Origin of the sequence: Edaphobacter sp., assembly GCF_028283685.1 — a bacterium.
In the GTDB taxonomy this organism is placed as follows: domain Bacteria; phylum Acidobacteriota; class Terriglobia; order Terriglobales; family Acidobacteriaceae; genus Edaphobacter.
Window position 1 is genome coordinate 910,667 of record NZ_JAPWKF010000007.1, and the last position, 16,865, is coordinate 927,531.

Annotated in this window: 15 protein-coding genes, 1 tRNA gene and 1 pseudogene; 5 read left to right on the plus strand and 12 right to left on the minus strand. The window is 62.4% G+C overall.

Annotation, left to right across the window (positions count from 1 at the left end):
- Positions 1-35: 35 nt before the first annotated feature.
- Genes PW789_RS14655 through PW789_RS14685 form a run of 7 tightly spaced genes read right to left on the minus strand, consistent with a single transcriptional unit; the run spans position 36 to position 7,607 of the window.
- Positions 36-983 (minus strand): LD-carboxypeptidase, encoded by a 948-nt coding sequence (locus PW789_RS14655; RefSeq protein WP_299377660.1) that lies wholly within the window; start codon positions 981-983, stop codon positions 36-38.
- Entirely contained in the window at positions 980-1,783 is an 804-nt protein-coding gene (gene dapF / locus PW789_RS14660) for a diaminopimelate epimerase (protein ID WP_299377662.1), read from the minus strand. The genes PW789_RS14655 and dapF overlap by 4 nt, the downstream gene beginning before the upstream one ends.
- A 5-nt stretch (positions 1,784-1,788) precedes the next feature.
- Complete coding sequence (locus PW789_RS14665; protein ID WP_299377664.1) at positions 1,789-2,490, minus strand: MgtC/SapB family protein; 702 nt, start codon at positions 2,488-2,490, stop codon at positions 1,789-1,791.
- Between the two features lie 47 nt (positions 2,491-2,537).
- Positions 2,538-4,196 carry a glycosyltransferase family 39 protein gene (locus PW789_RS14670; protein WP_299377666.1) on the minus strand — a complete coding sequence of 553 codons (1,659 nt, stop codon included), beginning with the start codon at positions 4,194-4,196 and terminating at the stop codon, positions 2,538-2,540.
- Entirely contained in the window at positions 4,177-5,121 is a 945-nt protein-coding gene (locus PW789_RS14675) for a PfkB family carbohydrate kinase (protein WP_299377668.1), read from the minus strand. The genes PW789_RS14670 and PW789_RS14675 overlap by 20 nt, the downstream gene beginning before the upstream one ends.
- Positions 5,122-5,175: 54 nt before the next feature.
- Positions 5,176-6,033 (minus strand): S-methyl-5'-thioadenosine phosphorylase, encoded by an 858-nt coding sequence (mtnP, locus tag PW789_RS14680; protein ID WP_299377670.1) that lies wholly within the window; start codon positions 6,031-6,033, stop codon positions 5,176-5,178.
- Entirely contained in the window at positions 6,030-7,607 is a 1,578-nt protein-coding gene (locus PW789_RS14685; RefSeq protein ID WP_299377672.1) for a hypothetical protein, read from the minus strand. The genes mtnP and PW789_RS14685 overlap by 4 nt, the downstream gene beginning before the upstream one ends.
- A 90-nt stretch (positions 7,608-7,697) precedes the next feature.
- Here PW789_RS14685 and PW789_RS14690 point away from each other — a divergent pair, with 90 nt between their 5' ends.
- From PW789_RS14690 to PW789_RS14705, 4 genes are read left to right on the plus strand one after another with little or no spacing between them, the layout of a single operon-like run.
- Positions 7,698-8,762, plus strand: coding sequence for a folate-binding protein (locus tag PW789_RS14690; protein WP_299377675.1), 1,065 nt, complete (start codon positions 7,698-7,700; stop codon positions 8,760-8,762).
- A 30-nt stretch (positions 8,763-8,792) separates the two neighbouring features.
- Entirely contained in the window at positions 8,793-9,431 is a 639-nt protein-coding gene (locus PW789_RS14695; RefSeq protein ID WP_299377677.1) for a DUF1844 domain-containing protein, read from the plus strand.
- A gap of 16 nt (positions 9,432-9,447) precedes the next feature.
- The gene (locus PW789_RS14700) at positions 9,448-10,248 is read left to right on the plus strand and encodes an MBL fold metallo-hydrolase (protein WP_299377678.1); all 801 of its coding nucleotides are present in this window, start codon (positions 9,448-9,450) and stop codon (positions 10,246-10,248) included.
- A gap of 4 nt (positions 10,249-10,252) precedes the next feature.
- Complete coding sequence (locus PW789_RS14705) at positions 10,253-11,197, plus strand: bifunctional riboflavin kinase/FAD synthetase (protein WP_299377680.1); 945 nt, start codon at positions 10,253-10,255, stop codon at positions 11,195-11,197.
- Between the two features lie 46 nt (positions 11,198-11,243).
- Here PW789_RS14705 and PW789_RS20180 read toward each other — a convergent pair whose 3' ends face one another.
- From PW789_RS20180 to PW789_RS14720, 4 genes and pseudogenes are all read right to left on the minus strand, one after another.
- Positions 11,244-12,290 carry a penicillin-binding transpeptidase domain-containing protein gene (locus tag PW789_RS20180; protein WP_367182564.1) on the minus strand — a complete coding sequence of 349 codons (1,047 nt, stop codon included), beginning with the start codon at positions 12,288-12,290 and terminating at the stop codon, positions 11,244-11,246.
- 583 nt (positions 12,291-12,873) lie between these two features.
- Positions 12,874-13,425, minus strand: a pseudogene (locus PW789_RS20185) (transglycosylase domain-containing protein); the annotation flags it as partial.
- A 282-nt stretch (positions 13,426-13,707) separates the two neighbouring features.
- Positions 13,708-14,937, minus strand: a complete 1,230-nt coding sequence (locus tag PW789_RS14715; protein WP_299377682.1) for a S41 family peptidase — start codon at positions 14,935-14,937, stop codon at positions 13,708-13,710.
- 289 nt (positions 14,938-15,226) lie between these two features.
- Positions 15,227-15,303, minus strand: a tRNA-Met gene (locus tag PW789_RS14720).
- 180 nt (positions 15,304-15,483) lie between these two features.
- Here PW789_RS14720 and kdsB point away from each other — a divergent pair.
- Positions 15,484-16,182 carry a 3-deoxy-manno-octulosonate cytidylyltransferase gene (gene kdsB / locus PW789_RS14725; protein WP_367182574.1) on the plus strand — a complete coding sequence of 233 codons (699 nt, stop codon included), beginning with the start codon at positions 15,484-15,486 and terminating at the stop codon, positions 16,180-16,182.
- 23 nt (positions 16,183-16,205) lie between these two features.
- Here the strand turns inward: kdsB and PW789_RS14730 are convergent, their stop codons facing one another.
- Positions 16,206-16,865, minus strand: coding sequence for an HAD-IA family hydrolase (locus tag PW789_RS14730; RefSeq protein ID WP_299377684.1), 660 nt, complete (start codon positions 16,863-16,865; stop codon positions 16,206-16,208).

Sequence of the window (16,865 nt, forward strand, 5' to 3'; positions counted from 1 at the left end):
CGGGACGTACCTTCGCCTCCATCGCCTATTCAAGACTAACCCGAAACGGAAGCCTGCTGAAATTGAATCTGCGGCGCCGAGGTATCGTTGCAGTCAAGTTCTACCGCGACTCCCAGCGGCAACGAAAGATTTGCCCCATTCACGTGTCCGCATCGCAGGCCGATCGCAACCGGCCCGCTAAAACCTCGCAGCCCATGCCGGATTGCGCGTTCCAGCAAAGGCTGATCGTCTTCGGCAACACACTGCGCCATGTCGCCGAAGACGATCCCCTGCACCTCGTCCAGCCGACCGGAATAACGCAGATGCAGCAGCATCCGGTCCCACTGATAGGGCTTGGTGCCGATATCCTCCAGAAACAACACGCTCCCCTTCAGCTGCGGCGCATACGGCGTTCCCAGGCCCGCGGCGAGGATCGAGATACACCCTCCCAGCAGCGGACCACTCGCAACGCCCGGCTGCAACACCCGCAAACCGTCCGTGGCGCCCAGAGACCATCCTTTGTCACCATGAAATACGTGCTGCCAGCAGTCCATATCGACGCCATTGGTTCGCGCAAAGTCAGCGGCAACCATCGGCGCGTAGTAGGTCACCAGTCCCACTTCATTCTGAAACCAGCTATGCAGCGAGGTGTGATCGCTGTAGCCGACGAAGGCCTTTGCGTTCGCCCGGATCAGTCGCGCATCCAGGTGCGGCAGCAACTCGGCCGAACCCCATCCGCCGCGCGTGCAGACAATGCCGTCTACGCTCGAATCGACGAAGGCCGTATGCAGGTCCTCCAGGCGATCCTTCAGCGAGCCTGCGTAGTACAGCGGCCCACTTGTAAGCGCATGGCGCCCCAGCTTGACCCGGTATCCCAGCGCCTCCAGCTCCGCCAGGCCACGCTCCACCAGCTCGCGCTTCGGCGTGCTCGCCGGCGAGATGACGGCGAGCGTCGCGCCCGGGCGCAGCGCCCGGGGCCGAATCCACTCCTGCGGCGCCGTCACTCTCCCCAGGCCTCGCCCCGGCAGATAATCTCAGCCGGTCCCGTCAGCAGCATCACCGCATCGCTGGTCGTCCATACCGTCTTCTGCGGACCACCCTCGGCCACCGCCGTCAGCTCGCGGTCCACGCCGCGCAGCGCCATCGACGCCGCGCTCGAAGCGCATGTACCGGTTCCCGAAGAGGTCGTCGGACCGCAGCCGCGTTCAAAGATCCGGAATCCAATCTCATCCTTCGCCGCAACCCGCACAAACTCCACATTCGTGCCATGGGGAAACAGTGGGCTGGTGCTGATCTTCGCCCCCAGATCCTGCCAGCGCAGACCATAGGCACTGAAATCCTCGGTGTCCGTAAAGATCACAAAATGCGGATTGCCTACGTTCACCATCGCGCCTTCGACATCGCCGACGCCGGGAACCACAATCGTGCGCGGCATTACCCGCGGCACGCCCATCTCGCTCTCGATCAGATACAGAGGGCTCTTGTCTTCGACCACGCGGCAGACACGCGGACCGCCATGCGTTCCGAAGGTTGCCTCCATGCGGCCCTCAGAGTGCGCCAGCCACGCTGCGACGCAGCGCGTACCGTTGCCCGAGAGCTCGGCCTCGCTGCCATCGGCGTTGAACAGCCGCAGAAACAGTTCGCCATTCGCCTTACGTTCCAGGAATTCGATGCCATCGGCGCCGATGCTGGTATTGCGGCTGCAAAGCCTCTTCGCCAGCGCTGCATGTTGTCTCTTCGCGACCGTCTCTTCCATCACCAGGAAGTCGTTACCGCACGCATGTGCTTTTACAAACGGAATCATCTCTCTTATTCTTCCTCAACATCGCGAAAGACAACAACCTGGTCGTTCGCATCGCTCTCGCGCAGCTCCTGCTGCAGGCGAATATGACGCTTCGAGTTGGTCGTCACGGCAAACGTAATCCTCTCCAGCCCCGCAACGCTCTCCTTGTCCAGCACGTTCAAACGGATCGCCATCCGGTCCAGCACGCTCAGCACCGCGACATAGATCCGCCGGGCATCCTCGCCGCGCACCTCGTACAGCATGGTGTAGTGCTTCCATCCTGCTATCGACTCGAGATACCCGATGATCGCCAGCGCAACCAGCGCAATCACCGTCGCCAGCACGGCTTCGATATACAGCCCCGCCCCACAGGCCATGCCGATCGAAGCAATTACAAACACCGTCGCCGCGCTCGTCAGACCCTGCACCCGCACGCGTGTATGCAGAATGATCCCCGCGCCCAGAAAGCCGATTCCCTGGACGATATTAGCGGCTACGCGCCCTTTATCAGGATTGCCATCGCCGGCCAGCACCGCCGACAGCAGCGTAAAGAAAGCGCAGCCAAGGCACAGCAGCATGTTCGTGCGCAGACCGGAGGCCTTGTGCCGCAGCTCGCGCTCCATACCAATCGCCCCACCCAGAACGCACGCCGTCAACAGGCGCGCCGCTGTGCCTGTTGAGAGCAGCTCCTGGTCGATCTGGCTGAAATGAAATTGGGGTACGAGCATGCGTCTGGCAGAGATACTAGCATTCGGACCGCATGTGCGGTCTGAACCTAGCCTCCGAAGCGCTCCGACTTGTACGCCCTGGCGCACGGCTGGCCGGTTGAGCACAGCACCACCAGCTCCGTCAGGCCATCCGGATGCGCCTTCACCGCAGCCGCCACCGGGTCACCATCCATCGCGACCACGTAAGCAGCGTGCTCCGCCGGCGCCGCCAGGGCAGCCTTCCAGCTGTCGTAATCGGTCTCGCTCAGCGTCTGCTTCAACGGAATCCCCGCCTGCTGCAGCGCGCCCACGTGGTCCGAGTTGTACATCAGGATCGTGGCCCCGGCCGGAAACGTCTGCAGCTCATGCGCCACCGCGCTCTCAAAGGCGATGCGTGTCGAGGAGTTGACCTGCGCCTCCTTCAAAACCAGCGGCACCTTGTACATCATCACCACCACGTTCACCGTCACCAGCAGCAGAGCGATCGGATGCATCAATCGCGCCACCAGCGGACGCTGCTCTAGCAGACGCTTCTGCAGCCAGACCAGCGCAACCACCGCAAACAAAGCAAACGCCGGCAGCATCTCCATGCCGTACCGCGAGTTGTAATACGAGTGCGGCCGCAGCTGCGGAATAAAGATCGGGACCGCACCGAAGGCGATCGAATAGATATAGAACGGCAGTGGGACCCACAGCAGCAGCGAACTAAGCTCCAGCCGCTTGCGCACGGCAAACACGGCTCCAGCAATCGCCAGCGCCGCAATCAGAAATCCTGTCTCCCACGCCGCAATATCAACCTGCGAGGTACGCATGTAGAGCACGGCCGCCCAAACCGGATTGTGCCATCCCGGGTAATGTGAGGCCCCAGGAGGCGTCGTCCTCTTCTCGATCGCCATCGCCGAATACGGCCCGCGCATAAAGTCCAGCGGATCATGGAAGAAGTGCTGGTTGTACCCCAGCCACATCGCCGGCCCTGCAACCGCCAGCACCGTGAACACGGCAAAGCCCGACATCACTCGAGGACGAATCGGCGAACGGTACAGCTGCCACGCCACCACGCACCACACCGCCGCGCCGAAGATCCAGCCGTCGTAACGCGTGAACACCGCGGCCATAATCAGCAGCCCCAGAAAAACCAGCTTCCGGTTCACCGCCGCCACCCTTGAGGCGCGAATCTCCGCGACACACTCCATCGTCAGCAGCGTCGTCCAGATGATGATGGCGAGAAATAACGGCTCCGTCATCGCCGTCGTCGACAGGTAGAGAAGGTTTGGATTCAGACCGTAAAACGCCGTCGCGACCAGCGCCCACATCGGAGGGACCAATCGCCGTGCCAGACGATAAAAACCCGCAACGCTCAGCACGAAGCACAGCAGCGAAGGCCACGCCCCTGCAAGGCCGTTCTGCCACCAGTCCAACCGCTGCACAAACGGCAGCATCAGCAGATGCGACAGCGGCAGCCACACGCCACCCAGCTGAATCAGCCCGGGATTACGCGTATCCAGAATGCGGCGGGCGATGCCCAGATGCGCCACGGCATCGCCGTATAGCAGCAGGTAATTCCGGGAGACGCATACGATCAGCGCAACAAATCCCACGACCACCGCAGCCAGCGCAACCGGCATCGTCTCTTCGCGACGCGCCGGCCGCACCGCTCCATCCACCGCAGGAAGATCAGGCTCCTGCTCTTCCTTGCGGCTAAGGCGTCTACGCCCCCGTGTAGTCAAGGTGCGAAATCTCCTGGAACAACTTGAAGCGAGCTTCGATCTCCTCGCGTGTCACGGCCTGCAGACGCTCTGTACCGAAGCGCTCCACGGCAAACGAACCCATCACGCCACCGTAGAACATCGCCGTGCGAAATACCGTCGGCGTCAGCTCAGGCTGCGAAGCGAGATAGCCATAGAATCCACCGGCAAAAGAATCACCAGCGCCGGTAGGATCGACGACCTCAGCCAGCGGCAGAGCCGGCGCACGGAAAGGATGCACCGCCTTCACACCCTCCGGGAACGACTCCTCCCCGAAGAAGGCCGTCGCGCCATACTCGCCGTGCTTCACGATCAGCGTCTTCGGTCCCATCGTCAGCACTTTGTTGGCCGCCAGCACCAGGTTATTCTCGCCCGCCAGCATACGAGCCTCGCCGTCGTTGATCAGCAGCACGTTCAGCTCACGCAGCACCTTCGCCAGGTTGGCCGCGTGGTCTGCGATCCAGTAGTTCATCGTGTCACCCGCCACCATCTTCACCTTCGGCATCTGGCTGCGCACACGCGCCTGCAGCACGGGGTCGATGTTGGCCAGGAACAGGTACTCGCTGTCCTTGTACGACTCAGGAATCTTCGGATCGAAGCTCTGGAAGACGTTCAGGTCGGTGCCCAGCGTCTGTGCCTCGTTCAGGCTCTTCACATACGATCCCGTCCAGTGGAAGCTCAGACCATCGGCGTGCTCAATCCCCTCGATGTTGATGCCGCGACGCTGAAATACGGACTCATGCTCGGCCGTAAAGTCCTTGCCGACCACAGCGATTACGCGTACATCGGTAAAGTAGCTGGCCGCCAGCGCGAAGTGTGTCGCCGCCCCGCCCAGACAATGATCCACCGAGCCACTCGGCGTCTGAATGCTGTCGAACGCCACTGAACCTACTACCAAAATCGACATGAGTCCTCTTTCTCGTCTATCAAATGCTGCAAATCGAACAACGCGCCCGGCACGTTACTCGTACTTATCCAATAACAGCGCCAGGCGCTTTCGTGTCTCGGCAGGAATGACCTTCTTGTCCGTCATCACGGCAAACTTCAGCGCGCTGCCACAGGCGCAGGTGCGCTCCTTCGGCAGCGCAGCTACCGCAGCCTTCACCACCTTCGCCGCGTTCTCCGAGTTCTGGTGCATCACCGCGATGATCTGGTCGACCGTCACATCGTCGTGCCCTTCGCGCCAGCAGTCGTAGTCCGTCACCATCGCCATCGTCGCGTAGCAGATCTCCGCCTCGCGAGCCAGCTTGGCCTCCTGCAGATTCGTCATGCCGATCACATCGGCTCCCCAGCTGCGATACAGGTTCGACTCCGCGCGCGTGGAGAACTGCGGACCTTCCATGCAGATGTACGTACCGCCCGTCTTGCCCACCACGCCGATCTCGTCACATGCCTTCTGAAAGGTCTTCGTCACCGTGGCGCACACCGGATCGCCAAACGCGACATGGCCGACGATGCCGTCGCCAAAGAACGTCGCATTGCGGGCGAAGGTACGATCGATGAACTGGTCCGGCATCACAAAGTCCGTCGGCTTATGCTCTTCCTTCAGCGATCCAACCGCCGAGACCGAAAGAATCCGCTCCACGCCAAGCGACTTCATCGCATAGATGTTGGCGCGGAAGTTCAGCTCCGTCGGCAACAGACGATGACCGCGCCCATGCCGTGCCAGGAAGGCGACCTTGCGCCCCTCCAGTTCGCCCAGCACCAACGCATCCGAAGGATCACCGAACGGTGTCGTGATCTTCTCTTCCGTAACGTTCGTCAGCCCGGGCATTGCGTACAGGCCGCTGCCCCCGATAATTCCGATCTCTGCCTTCAACGTGCGCTCCCCGCACCAGCCCGCGGGTCGCCCGCGCCGGTGGATTGTCCTTCAGAAGTATACCGTTCAGCCAGCGAAGCCTTCATCGCCCCAAACGATCCCATGTATCGCGCCAACGACAGCGAAGGCTCATTCCCCACCACCGCCAGCCGCGTCGGTCCCTCGCTCTGCACGCTTGCAATGCTGTCCCTCAGCTTGCGTGCCAGCGCGACATCGAAACCCTCACTGATGAAAACCGTGCTGCCCGTCAGCGACAGCAGTACATCACCCTCGTTGGTCGTGAAGACCTGTTCGCCATCATTCGCCGCATCGTCCTTACGCAGCTTCACCATCGAGTACTTCCGGCCCATCTGCGTTCCGTAAATCCGCAGGAACGTCTTCGCTGAATCCGCATTCTTCCAGCGCGAGTAATACAGCAGCCCAATCGAGGCCGTCGATTCCTTCTCCTGCGGGGTCGCATTCTTCTTCTGCGCCGCGTAGTAGATGCCGCCGTCCCAATCGGGAGCCAGTCCCTGTGCCATCTCGCGGCCACCGAACAGCTCAGCCAGAATCCGTACATCCAGCTCGCCCATCACGCCCACGTCGTACGGATCGTACTGCGCATCCAGCAGGGGGTGGATATCCGGCAGCCGCAGCACCGGCACAGGGGCATGCGCCATGTACGCATCCGGGTGCAGAATCTCGAAGCTCGATGACGGCGGATTCGCCAGCACCTGCGCGAACGCCGCATCCTTGCCGCCCTTGATCAGGATGGCGTGCTCAAAACTCAGGCCGTCGCTGTAGGGAAACAGCAGCGACTCCTGCAGCAGCAAAGGAGCGCGCGCCATCACCGGCGAATCACTGCTGTCCGCCGTGGTGTCCTTCAGCTTCGCCATTAACTCCGGCGGCGCATCCGCAATCGAGCGGCCCGCCGGCTTCAGCGAGTAGTCCACAAACACCGCCATCGCCTGCCCTTCGGCCACAGCCTCGCGAGCCGTCTCGGCTTCGTCCACCAGCAGGTGCTTGTTGTCGTCCTTCACGTTCTTCGACGTGTCGTCCAGGCTCACATCCGACCACTTCGTCAGGTTTACCTTCTGATCCTGCAGCGCGTGGGTCAGCTCATGCGCCAGCACCGGCTTCTGCTCGTCCGGCGCAATCCAGTCCAGCAGGTTCACCGTCTTCGACTTGTTGTCGTAGAACCCCGCAATCTGCTCGGTCAGCAGCGACAGCATGAACGGCCTCAGGTGAAAGTCGCGGTCCAGCAGCCCGAACTTCTTCAGAACCAGCTCCGAGCGCTGCATCCGCTTGGCGCTCTCGTCTTCGTTGAACTTTTTCGTCAGGTACTTTTCAATCTGGTCACGCGAGACCAGCTTCCGCTTTACGCTGTGCTTGATCGGCAGCTTCGTGTCCTGGCTGACAAAGCCGAGAATCTCATCGACCGAGCGAAACAGCTCCTTCGCCTGGGCCTGTGTCATCGGAGCAGCTGGCTTATCCTTCGCGGCCTCCGCCGTCGTCTGGGCGACGGTTACGCCAACGCCTGCCAGCCCCACTCCGACCAGCACAACCGCGTTTCTCCCCCATCCCGTCCACCGCATTCTTCTTCCCAAGTTCATCCGTTGGTGCAACCTGATCTCCCTTGCCGACAGCTATAATCAAGTGTACGCAGAGTTGCTCTGCCCCGTCTTATGACCACGGCATCGATCCCCAACACGCCGACGGAGTTATCCACCACTCACCCGCAGCTGAACGCCCTGCTCCAGGACGCTGGTGTGGCTCCCCTCACGATGGGATGGATCCGCGTCACCGGCTCCGACCGCGAGCGCTGGCTCAACGGCATGGCCACCAACTCTGTCCAGCAGCTCACCAATGGCAAGGGCGCCTATAACTTCTTCCTCAACGCGCAGGGTCGCATCCAGGGCGACGGAACCATCTTTGCCGCACCCGACGCCCTTCTGCTTGAGACCGCCCAGGCCGAGACTCTCGTTCCATACCTCGATCACTACATCATCATGGACGACGTGGAGCTCGCTGATGTCACCACCACGCGCCACGGCATCCAGCTCATCGGCCCCCGGGCCCCCGCTCTGCTCGCAAAACTCGGCCTCAGCCTAAACAACCTCGGCGAAGACAGCCCCGGCGTAGACAACCTCGGCGAACTCGAGTCCGCCAGCGTCGCGTGGAACGGCCTCACGCTGACTGTCATCCACGCATACAGCCCACTGGTTCCGCGCTTCGAGCTCTGGCTGGAGAATGCCTCCGACGCCGAGGCGCTGCTCACCGCGCTCAAGACCGAAGGCGCGCTCGCGGTCGATGCCGACACGCTCAACACGCTGCGCATCCTCGAAGGCACACCGCTCTACGGGATCGACATCCGCAACTCCGACACCGCCCGCGACCTGCCGCAGGAGACCAACCAGTCCCGCGCGCTGCACTTCGCCAAAGGCTGCTACCTCGGCCAGGAGATCGTCGAGCGCATCCGCTCACGCGGCAACGTTCATCGCACCTTCACCGCCTTCCGCCTCGAGGGCCAGCTTCCCGACGCCGGTGTTGTACTCCAATCCGCCGGCAAGCCCGCAGGCGAACTCACCAGCATCGTCTCGATCGCCATCGATCAGGACCACACCGTTCAGCTCGCCCTTGGCTACGCGCGGCGCGAGGCCCTCGACCGCCACGAACCGCTTCAATACCCCGGCGGCACCGCCCACACCGTTGCGATCCCCGCACTCGCCGAGATCAAAACCCAGCGCTGAGCATCTGAATTACCGGAGATAAGTTCGCATATGTCCGAACAGAATAAGCCCTTCGTCATCACCGACCGCCGCAAGTTCACCATGGAAGGCGAAGCCCGTCCCGACGCCGATCCCTCGCCGGAGCCCGAAGAGAGACCCGAGGCAAAAGCCGAAGCAGCACCAGCGCCGGTCGACTTCCCTGCACCGGTCGCCGAAGATGCGGAATCGGAACTTACCGACGCCGATCTCGGCAACGAGGCCGAGATGATCCCCGGCCCCACCGCCGAGCAGGCTGAGCGCGCCAAGGCCGCCTACGACGCCACCTCCGAGCGCCTCGACACCGCCATCCGTGCCGCCAACCCCGGCGCCGATCACCCTCCCGCGATGAGCTTCACCACGCTGATCCAGTCCGTCTACATGTCGGCTATCGTGCAGCTCGGCGGAGCCACCCCGGAAGGCCAGGCGCCCCAGGTCGACATCATCGGCGCACGCCAGAGCATCGACATGCTCGCCGTCATCGCCGAGAAGACGCAGGGAAACCTCGCCAACGACGAGCAGAAGCTGCTCGACAGCGCTCTCTTCGAGCTGCGCATGGGCTTCCTCGAGATCACCCAGGCCCTCGCCCGCTCTGCCTCGGCAAAGGCTCCCACCGGCCCGGGAACCCCCGGCAAGCCCAGCATCGTTCGCTAAGGGGCGCGCCCGACGGATGGAGGCGACCCTCACATTTCTCGGCACCGGCACCTCCATGGGGGTGCCGACCCTTGCCTGCGACTGCGCCGTCTGCCTTTCGGCGGTCTCGCCCAATGGTGACGCGCGCAACCGCCGCACCCGTCCCTCGCTGCGCCTCGCCTACAACGACCACATCGTCCTCATCGACACCGGCCCGGACTTCCACGCCCAGGCCATCCGCGAGAACCTCCGCAGCGTCGACGCCGTCCTCTACACCCACGGCCACGCCGACCACGTACTCGGCTTCGACGACCTGCGCCCCCTGAGCTTCCGCCTCAAGGAAAGCCTTCCGCTCTACGCCGACGACGAGACCGCCAGCACCATCGAACGCATCTTCGACTACACCTTCCGCCCCGACAATCGCTATCCCACCAGCGCCCGTGTCACGATGAATCGCATCGATGAGACGCCCGGCGCCTGCCTCGATCTCTTCGGTGCCTGCTTCCAGCGCATCCCCGTCACCCACGGGCGCCAGACCATCACCGGCTATCGCTTCGGCTCCGCGGCCTACCTCACCGACATGAGCGACATCCCGCCCGAGAGCATTCCCCTGCTGCAGGACCTCGACATCCTCATCCTCGACGCCCTGCGCCGCCAGCCGCACCCCAGTCACTCGCACCTCGAGCGCTCCCTCGCCTACGTCGAGAAGCTCAAGCCCAAACGCGCCTACTTCACCCACATCAGCCACGACCTCGACCACGCCGCCACCGAAGCCGAACTGCCTGCCAACGTGCGACTGGCCTACGACGGCCTCCAGCTCACCTTCGATATCGCCTGAACGCATGCAGATCTTCTACGCACTCTCGGAACTACCCCCCGACTTCGGCCCCACAGTCGCCACCATCGGTAACTTCGACGGCGTGCACCGTGGCCACCAGTGGGTCATCGGCGAAGTCATCGCCCGAGCCAGGGCACTTAAGGCCCGTTCGCTCGCGATCACCTTCGACCCACACCCCGCCCGCATCCTTCGCCCGCAGACGGCACTGCCACTCATCACCCCGCTCGCGCAGAAGCTCAGCCTCCTCCGCGACACCGGCGTCGACGCCACGCTCGTGCTTCCCTTCACCGCCGAGCTCTCCCACACCAGCGCCCGCGACTTCGCCACGCAGACCCTGCACGACAAACTCAACATCATCGAGCTGCACGAAGGAGAGAACTTCCGCTTCGGTTATCAGGCCGAGGCTGGCGTCGAATCGCTCGATGCCCTCGGCCATGAACTCGGATTCCACGTCTCCGTCTACACCCCACGTGCCACGCACGGCGTAGCCGTCTCCTCCTCGACCATCCGCCAGCTCGTCGCGCAGGGCAACGTCAGCCGCGCCCGTGCCCTCCTGGGACGCCCCTTCGCCATTCACAGCACACCCGCCTCAGGCCGCGGCTACGGAACGCGTTACACCGTGCCGACCATCAACCTCGCACCCTACAGCGAGCTCATTCCCGCCATCGGCGTCTACATCACCACACTCGACGTCAATGGCGAGACCTTCGACGCCGTCACCAACGTCGGCAATCGCCCCACCTTCGGCGAAGACTCCTTCACCATCGAGAGCCACCTGCTCAACTTCCATCCCATCGCACTCGACGAGAGCACGCCGCTTACCCTCAGCTTCCTCCACCGCCTGCGCGACGAGATCCGCTGGCCCTCTCCCGAGGCCCTGCGCGAACAGATCGGCCGCGACGTGCGCAAGGCGCAGCGCTACTTTCACCTCTGCCGCCAACTCGGCTGATTCACAGCTCCGCAGACGGCGAACATCTTTTTCGCGTAATAAGTGTCTACCGGTTAGCCGTGGGAGCCGCGACCGCAGGCAGCTTCGGAGGAGCATCCGACTCATCGTCGTCATCGTCCTTCGGCGCCGCCTTGTGGTCCTCTGCGGCAGGCGTCTTCGCTACCGGCACATCCAGCTGCTTCTTCGGAGCGCCGGCTGAGGCGAAGTTCTCATCCGGCTTTCCTGCAATCGCCGCCCGCATGAAGTCCATCCAGATTGGCAGCGCTGCCCGGGCTCCCGTCTCTTTCTCGCCCAGCGACTCGCGTGTGTCGTACCCGATCCACGTACCGCACGTCACCGACGGCGAGAAGCCCACGAACCAGGCGTCCGTGTAATCGTTCGTCGTTCCCGTCTTGCCGCCCAGAGGATGCTTCAGCTCTGACGCGCGCGTCGCAGTGCCCATGCGTACCACCGCCTGCAGCATCTCCATCATCGTGCGGGCCGTGTCCACCGAAATCACCTCGCGCACATCCGGCGGCGCCTCATCCAGCGGCAGACCATCGGCCTGCTCCACCTTGCGAATGTAGTGCGGCTCAATACGGATACCGTCGTTCGGAAAGACACTGTAGGCGCCCACCTGCTCGTACAGCGTGATATCCGCCGCACCCAGCGCAATCGGCAGAAACGCCGGAATGTTGCTCGTGATGCCGAACCGGTGAGCCGTCTCGATCACCTTGCGAATGCCGACTCTCGCCGCCAGCTTCAGCGCCGGAATATTCCGCGATTCGGCGAAGGCATACAGCAACGACATCGTACCTCTGTAGTCGGCTTCATAGTTATGCGGCGTGTACGGCCCATTCGGCGTCGGGAAGGTCACCGGCCCGTCGACGATCGTATCGGTCGACTTGGCGCCAGCCTCTACCGCAGTCGTGTACACATACGGCTTGAACGACGACCCAACCTGCCGCTGCGCCTGCGTCGCGCGGTTGAACTGCGACAGGTTGAAGTCCCTGCCGCCCACCATCGCCACCACCTCGCCGCTCGCGTTGTCGACCGCCATCAGCGATGCCCTGCGCACCGGAGTCCTGCTCCAGCGACGCCTTCCAGCTGCCATCCGCACCCTTCTCCGTGAGCTTCAGATAAACAATGTCGCCGGTCTTCAGGAACGCATCCGCTGTAGGAAACTCTGTCCACTTCCAATCGTCTGGCGTCAACGTCGCCTTCTGCGAGGCCAGCTTCACCACCACGCGCTTCGGCTCCACCGACAACACCACGCCATGCACATACGCGTCTCTCGCCAGCGGATCGACCCAGTCAGGATGGACGTACGATTCAACGTCCAGCCCGCCCAGCACCACGTTCGCCAGCCGCGACTTCCAGCCATGCCTCCGCTCATACGACGCCGCACCATTCAGCACGGCACGATTAGCCACACGCTGCAGGTCCAGATCGAGCGTCGTATACACCTTCAACCCTGCGCCATGAACCTCTTCGACGCCATACTCCTTCTCCAGCTGCCGCCGCACCTCTTCCACAAAGTACGGGGCCTCACTGTTAGCCGGCGGCTCGATGTGCAGCCCCAGTGGAGCCCCCTTCGCAGCGTCTGCCTGCTTCTCGGTAATCTTGTCGTCGTGCTCCATCTCGCTCAGCACCAGATTGCGGCGCTTCAACGCGCGCTCCGGATGCCGTACCGGCGAGTAGTACTCCGGCCCCTTCGGCAAACCCGCCAGCAGCGCCGCCTCCGGCAGCGTCAGGTCCTTCGCATGCTTCGAGAAGTAGTACTGCGCTCCCGCCTCAAAGCCATACGTTCCGCGGCCAAGATAGATCTGGTTGGCGTACAGCTCGAAGATCTGGTTCTTCGTAAACCGCCTCTCGATCTGCATCGAGAGGATGACCTCCTGGAACTTGCGTCCAAAGGTCTTCTCATTCGACAGGAAGAGATTCCTCGCCAGCTGCATCGTGATCGTCGACGATCCCTGCGAACGGCGCTTATCCTTCAGATCGCGGTAAGCCGCTCCGATCGCGCGGAACAGGTTCACACCCCAGTTGCTGTCAAAGCTCTTATCTTCGATCGAGACGATCGCCTGCTTCAGTACCGGCGGGAACTCGGTGTACGGCACCACAACACGCCGCTCCAGCGCGAACGAGCCAAACACCCGGCCGTGCACATCCAGCAGCTCCGTTGTCGTATTCGGACGATATCGCGTCAGGTCGTCCATCTGCGGCAGATCGATGGAATACACCAGCATCAGCCCGCACAACGCGCCAAAGACCGCCGACAAAGCCAGCAATGTGTAGAAGGTGAACTTGCGCGCAATGCGTCGCGTTGGGTACTCAGGCCCTTCGAGCACACGCCTTACCAGGCGCTGCCACCAGGTCTCGGTTTCCACGCTCGGGGAGTGATCTTCGTGGCTGAAAATGCTCGGCACTGCCCTTCACCTTAGCATGTTCTCCACGCCGGAAAAGGGCAGGCTGCGGACCCCGCATCTGCAGGTCAACCTGGCCGAGCCAAAACCAACAGCAGCAGTAGGTTAGGCGGCCTTGCTCTTCAGCAGATCAAGTGCCTTGCTCAGCTGATCGTCCACCGTAATTCCAGGCTTCTTCGGCTGCTGCGGCTGAGCCTGAGTCGGCGTGGCCGCGTCGTCATCATCAGCATCGTCGCTGAAGTTCGAGGCAACCTGAACACCAGGCATCACACCTTCATCTTCCAGCTTCTTGCCCGACGGAGACTCATACTTCGCCACCGAAAGGATCAGGGCGCCTCCGTCCGGCATTTCGAAGGTCTTCTGCTGCGACCCCTCGCCAAACGTCTTCTCGCCCACCAGGTCGGCGCGATGGTTATCCAGCAGCGCAGCGGCGACGATCTCTCCCGGCCCCGCCGTCCCACGGTTCACCAGTACCACCAGCGGAGCCGTGGCATTCACTGCCTTCGACGACTCTGCCGCGAAGGTCTGCTTCTCCACCTTCTGCCCCTCGAGGGTCGCAATCGTGCCGGTCTTCAGGAACATGTTCGCCAGACGCATCGCCTCAGGAATATCGCCGGCCGCCACATCGCGAAGGTCGAGCAGCACCTTCTTGTTGCCTGACTTCGACATTCCCTTCAGCTTCGACTCCACCTGCTGCACATGATCGTGATCGAGGATGCCCGGCTTCAGGTAGAGGATGGACGAGTTCTCATACATCGTCTCTCCCACAGGCGGCATCTGCGTGATCACGCGGGTCATCGTTACCTTCTCCGGCTCCGCCTTGCGCGGACGTACGACCGCGACCGACAACTCGCTGCCCGGAGCGCCCTCCAGCATCATCCGGATCATCGCCAGCGAGAGATCGCGGGTGTCCTGCGTGCCGATGGCCTCAATAATGTCGCCATCGTTCAAATTCGCCTTGTCCGCCGGGCTTCCCGGAACCACCGAGACGACCGTCGCATAGCCGTAGCGCTTGGAGACGTTGATGCCGACCTGCGCCTTGCCGCCCTTATCCGCCTTGAAGGTCTTATAGTCTTCCGCCGTCAGGTAGCTCGAATCCGCATCGAGCGACTCCAGCAGGCCGCGCAGGGCACCATTCGTCACAGCCTTGATGTTCGGCTCTTCGACGTAGTCGGTCTGGATATGCCGCAGCACCTCGCTGTACACGTTGATCTGCCGGTAAGCGCCTTCCTGGTCCGTCGCGGCGCTCACGCCACTCGAGTTCACACCCAGGAACACGGCCAGTACCAGAACCACCGACACCGCGAGCAGCAGGATCTTCGTAATCTTCGGCATAGAAACAGAACTCTCCCGACACACCCTGGGCATGTCCGACAGCGGTTAGACGAACGCCGCTGCCAAAATGATACTCTCGCAGCCGGATTCCGCGATACCGGGGCTATCTCAAACAGATCGTGGACTCTTGGTGGCGGCAGCAAGGGCTGGAGCGTGCCTTGCGAGCGTGTAAACCTAAGGAATTGCCGTAAACCTAAGGGATAATACCCGTAGGTTTATGCCCACAACAGCAAGGGCAAAAGATGCAAATCCTTTGATTACAACAACTCAGTTGTACACTGTGGTCTTTTGGTGGCGGTGGACAGAATCGAACTGTCGACCTACGGGTTATGAGTCCGTCGCTCTAACCATCTGAGCTACACCGCCGATGTGGTGAGAACTGCGCCAGCGTAACGCTTTACGCGATCCACAGGAGGGCGGATCGCCTTGGCACAGCCATCTCCAATCATACTTGATTCCCGCCTCGCGGCAAAGCCCGGAGGGGTGTAACAATCGCTTGAGGAGCAACCGGCCATTTCCACCCAGCGACCATCCACACTTGGCGTCATTCCGGCACGCCTCGCCTCCACACGCCTGCCCCGCAAGGTCTTGCGCCAGATCGCCGGACGCCCCATGCTCGCCTGGGTCTACGATGCCGCCCGCGCCTGCCCCCAGCTCGACCAGGTCATCATCGCCACCGACTCCGAAGAGATCGTTGCCGTCTGCGAGAAGAACAGCTGGCCCGTGCAGATGACCTCACCCGACCTGACCAGCGGCACGGATCGCGTCCATGCCGTCTCGCAGCTCATCGACGCCGATATTTACGTCAACATTCAGGGCGATGAGCCGCTGCTCAAACCTGAACACCTGACCGCGCTGCTTCGCCCCTTCGCGCAGCCTCACGTCGAGGTCTCGACGCTCAAGGTCGCCTGCACCCCGGTCAACATCCACAATCCCAATGCCGTAAAGGTCGTCACCGCCGCCGACGGGCGCGCGCTCTACTTCTCGCGCTCCACCATCCCCTACAACCGCGACGGAGGCCCGGCACAGTATTGGAAGCACATCGGCCTGTATGGCTACCGAAAGTCCGCGCTGGAGCGCTTTCCCACGCTGCACAGCACGCTCGAACACACCGAACGGCTTGAGCAGCTGCGCTTCCTCGAAAACGGCATCACGGTCTATGTCGAGCCCACCGAGTTCGACACGGTCGGCGTCGATACCGAAGAAGACCTGCGTCAGGTCGAGGCGCTGCTGCTCAGCCGATAGGCTAACGAACCCGGGGAAACGATCTAGCGAGCCGAGGGAAACTGCAGCTGAAGCCCCTCGCCGCTGCTTGTGACAACCAGCCCTTCCAACGAGGAAACCACCCAATCAGCCTGGTGCAGATCTGCAAGCGTATGCGTTCCGATCACTCCCAGCACCCGCGAGCCTGCGGCCTTCCCCGCTCCGACGCCGGAAGGCGCATCCTCAACCACCACGCACTCCGCATTGCTGAAGCCAAGCAGTCCGGCGCCGCGCATATAAGGCTCAGGATCAGGCTTGCCCTTCTCCACCATGTCCGCCGTGATGAAACGCTCCGGCACTGGCAGTCCGACAATCTCCAGCCGCGCGATGGCCAGACGCTTCGTCGCCGAGGTCACAATGGCCCAGCGATCCTTCGGCAGCCCCTCCAGAAGCGTCTTCACTCCCGGCAGCACCTTCAGATCGGCGGTGTCTTCGATCTCCATATCCTCGACCACACGCAGCCCTTCTATCGCGTCGATATCAGGACGCAGGCTCTTGATGATGTCGATCGCACGAACGCCATGCGGAACATGGTAGTTATCCGCATCCGGCACGTCGTACATCTTCGCCCAACGCTTCCAGCACCGCTCCACCGAGCCGATCGAGCTGATCAGCACACCATCCATGTCAAACAGTAGGCCTTTGGCCTGAACCTCAACCTGCAC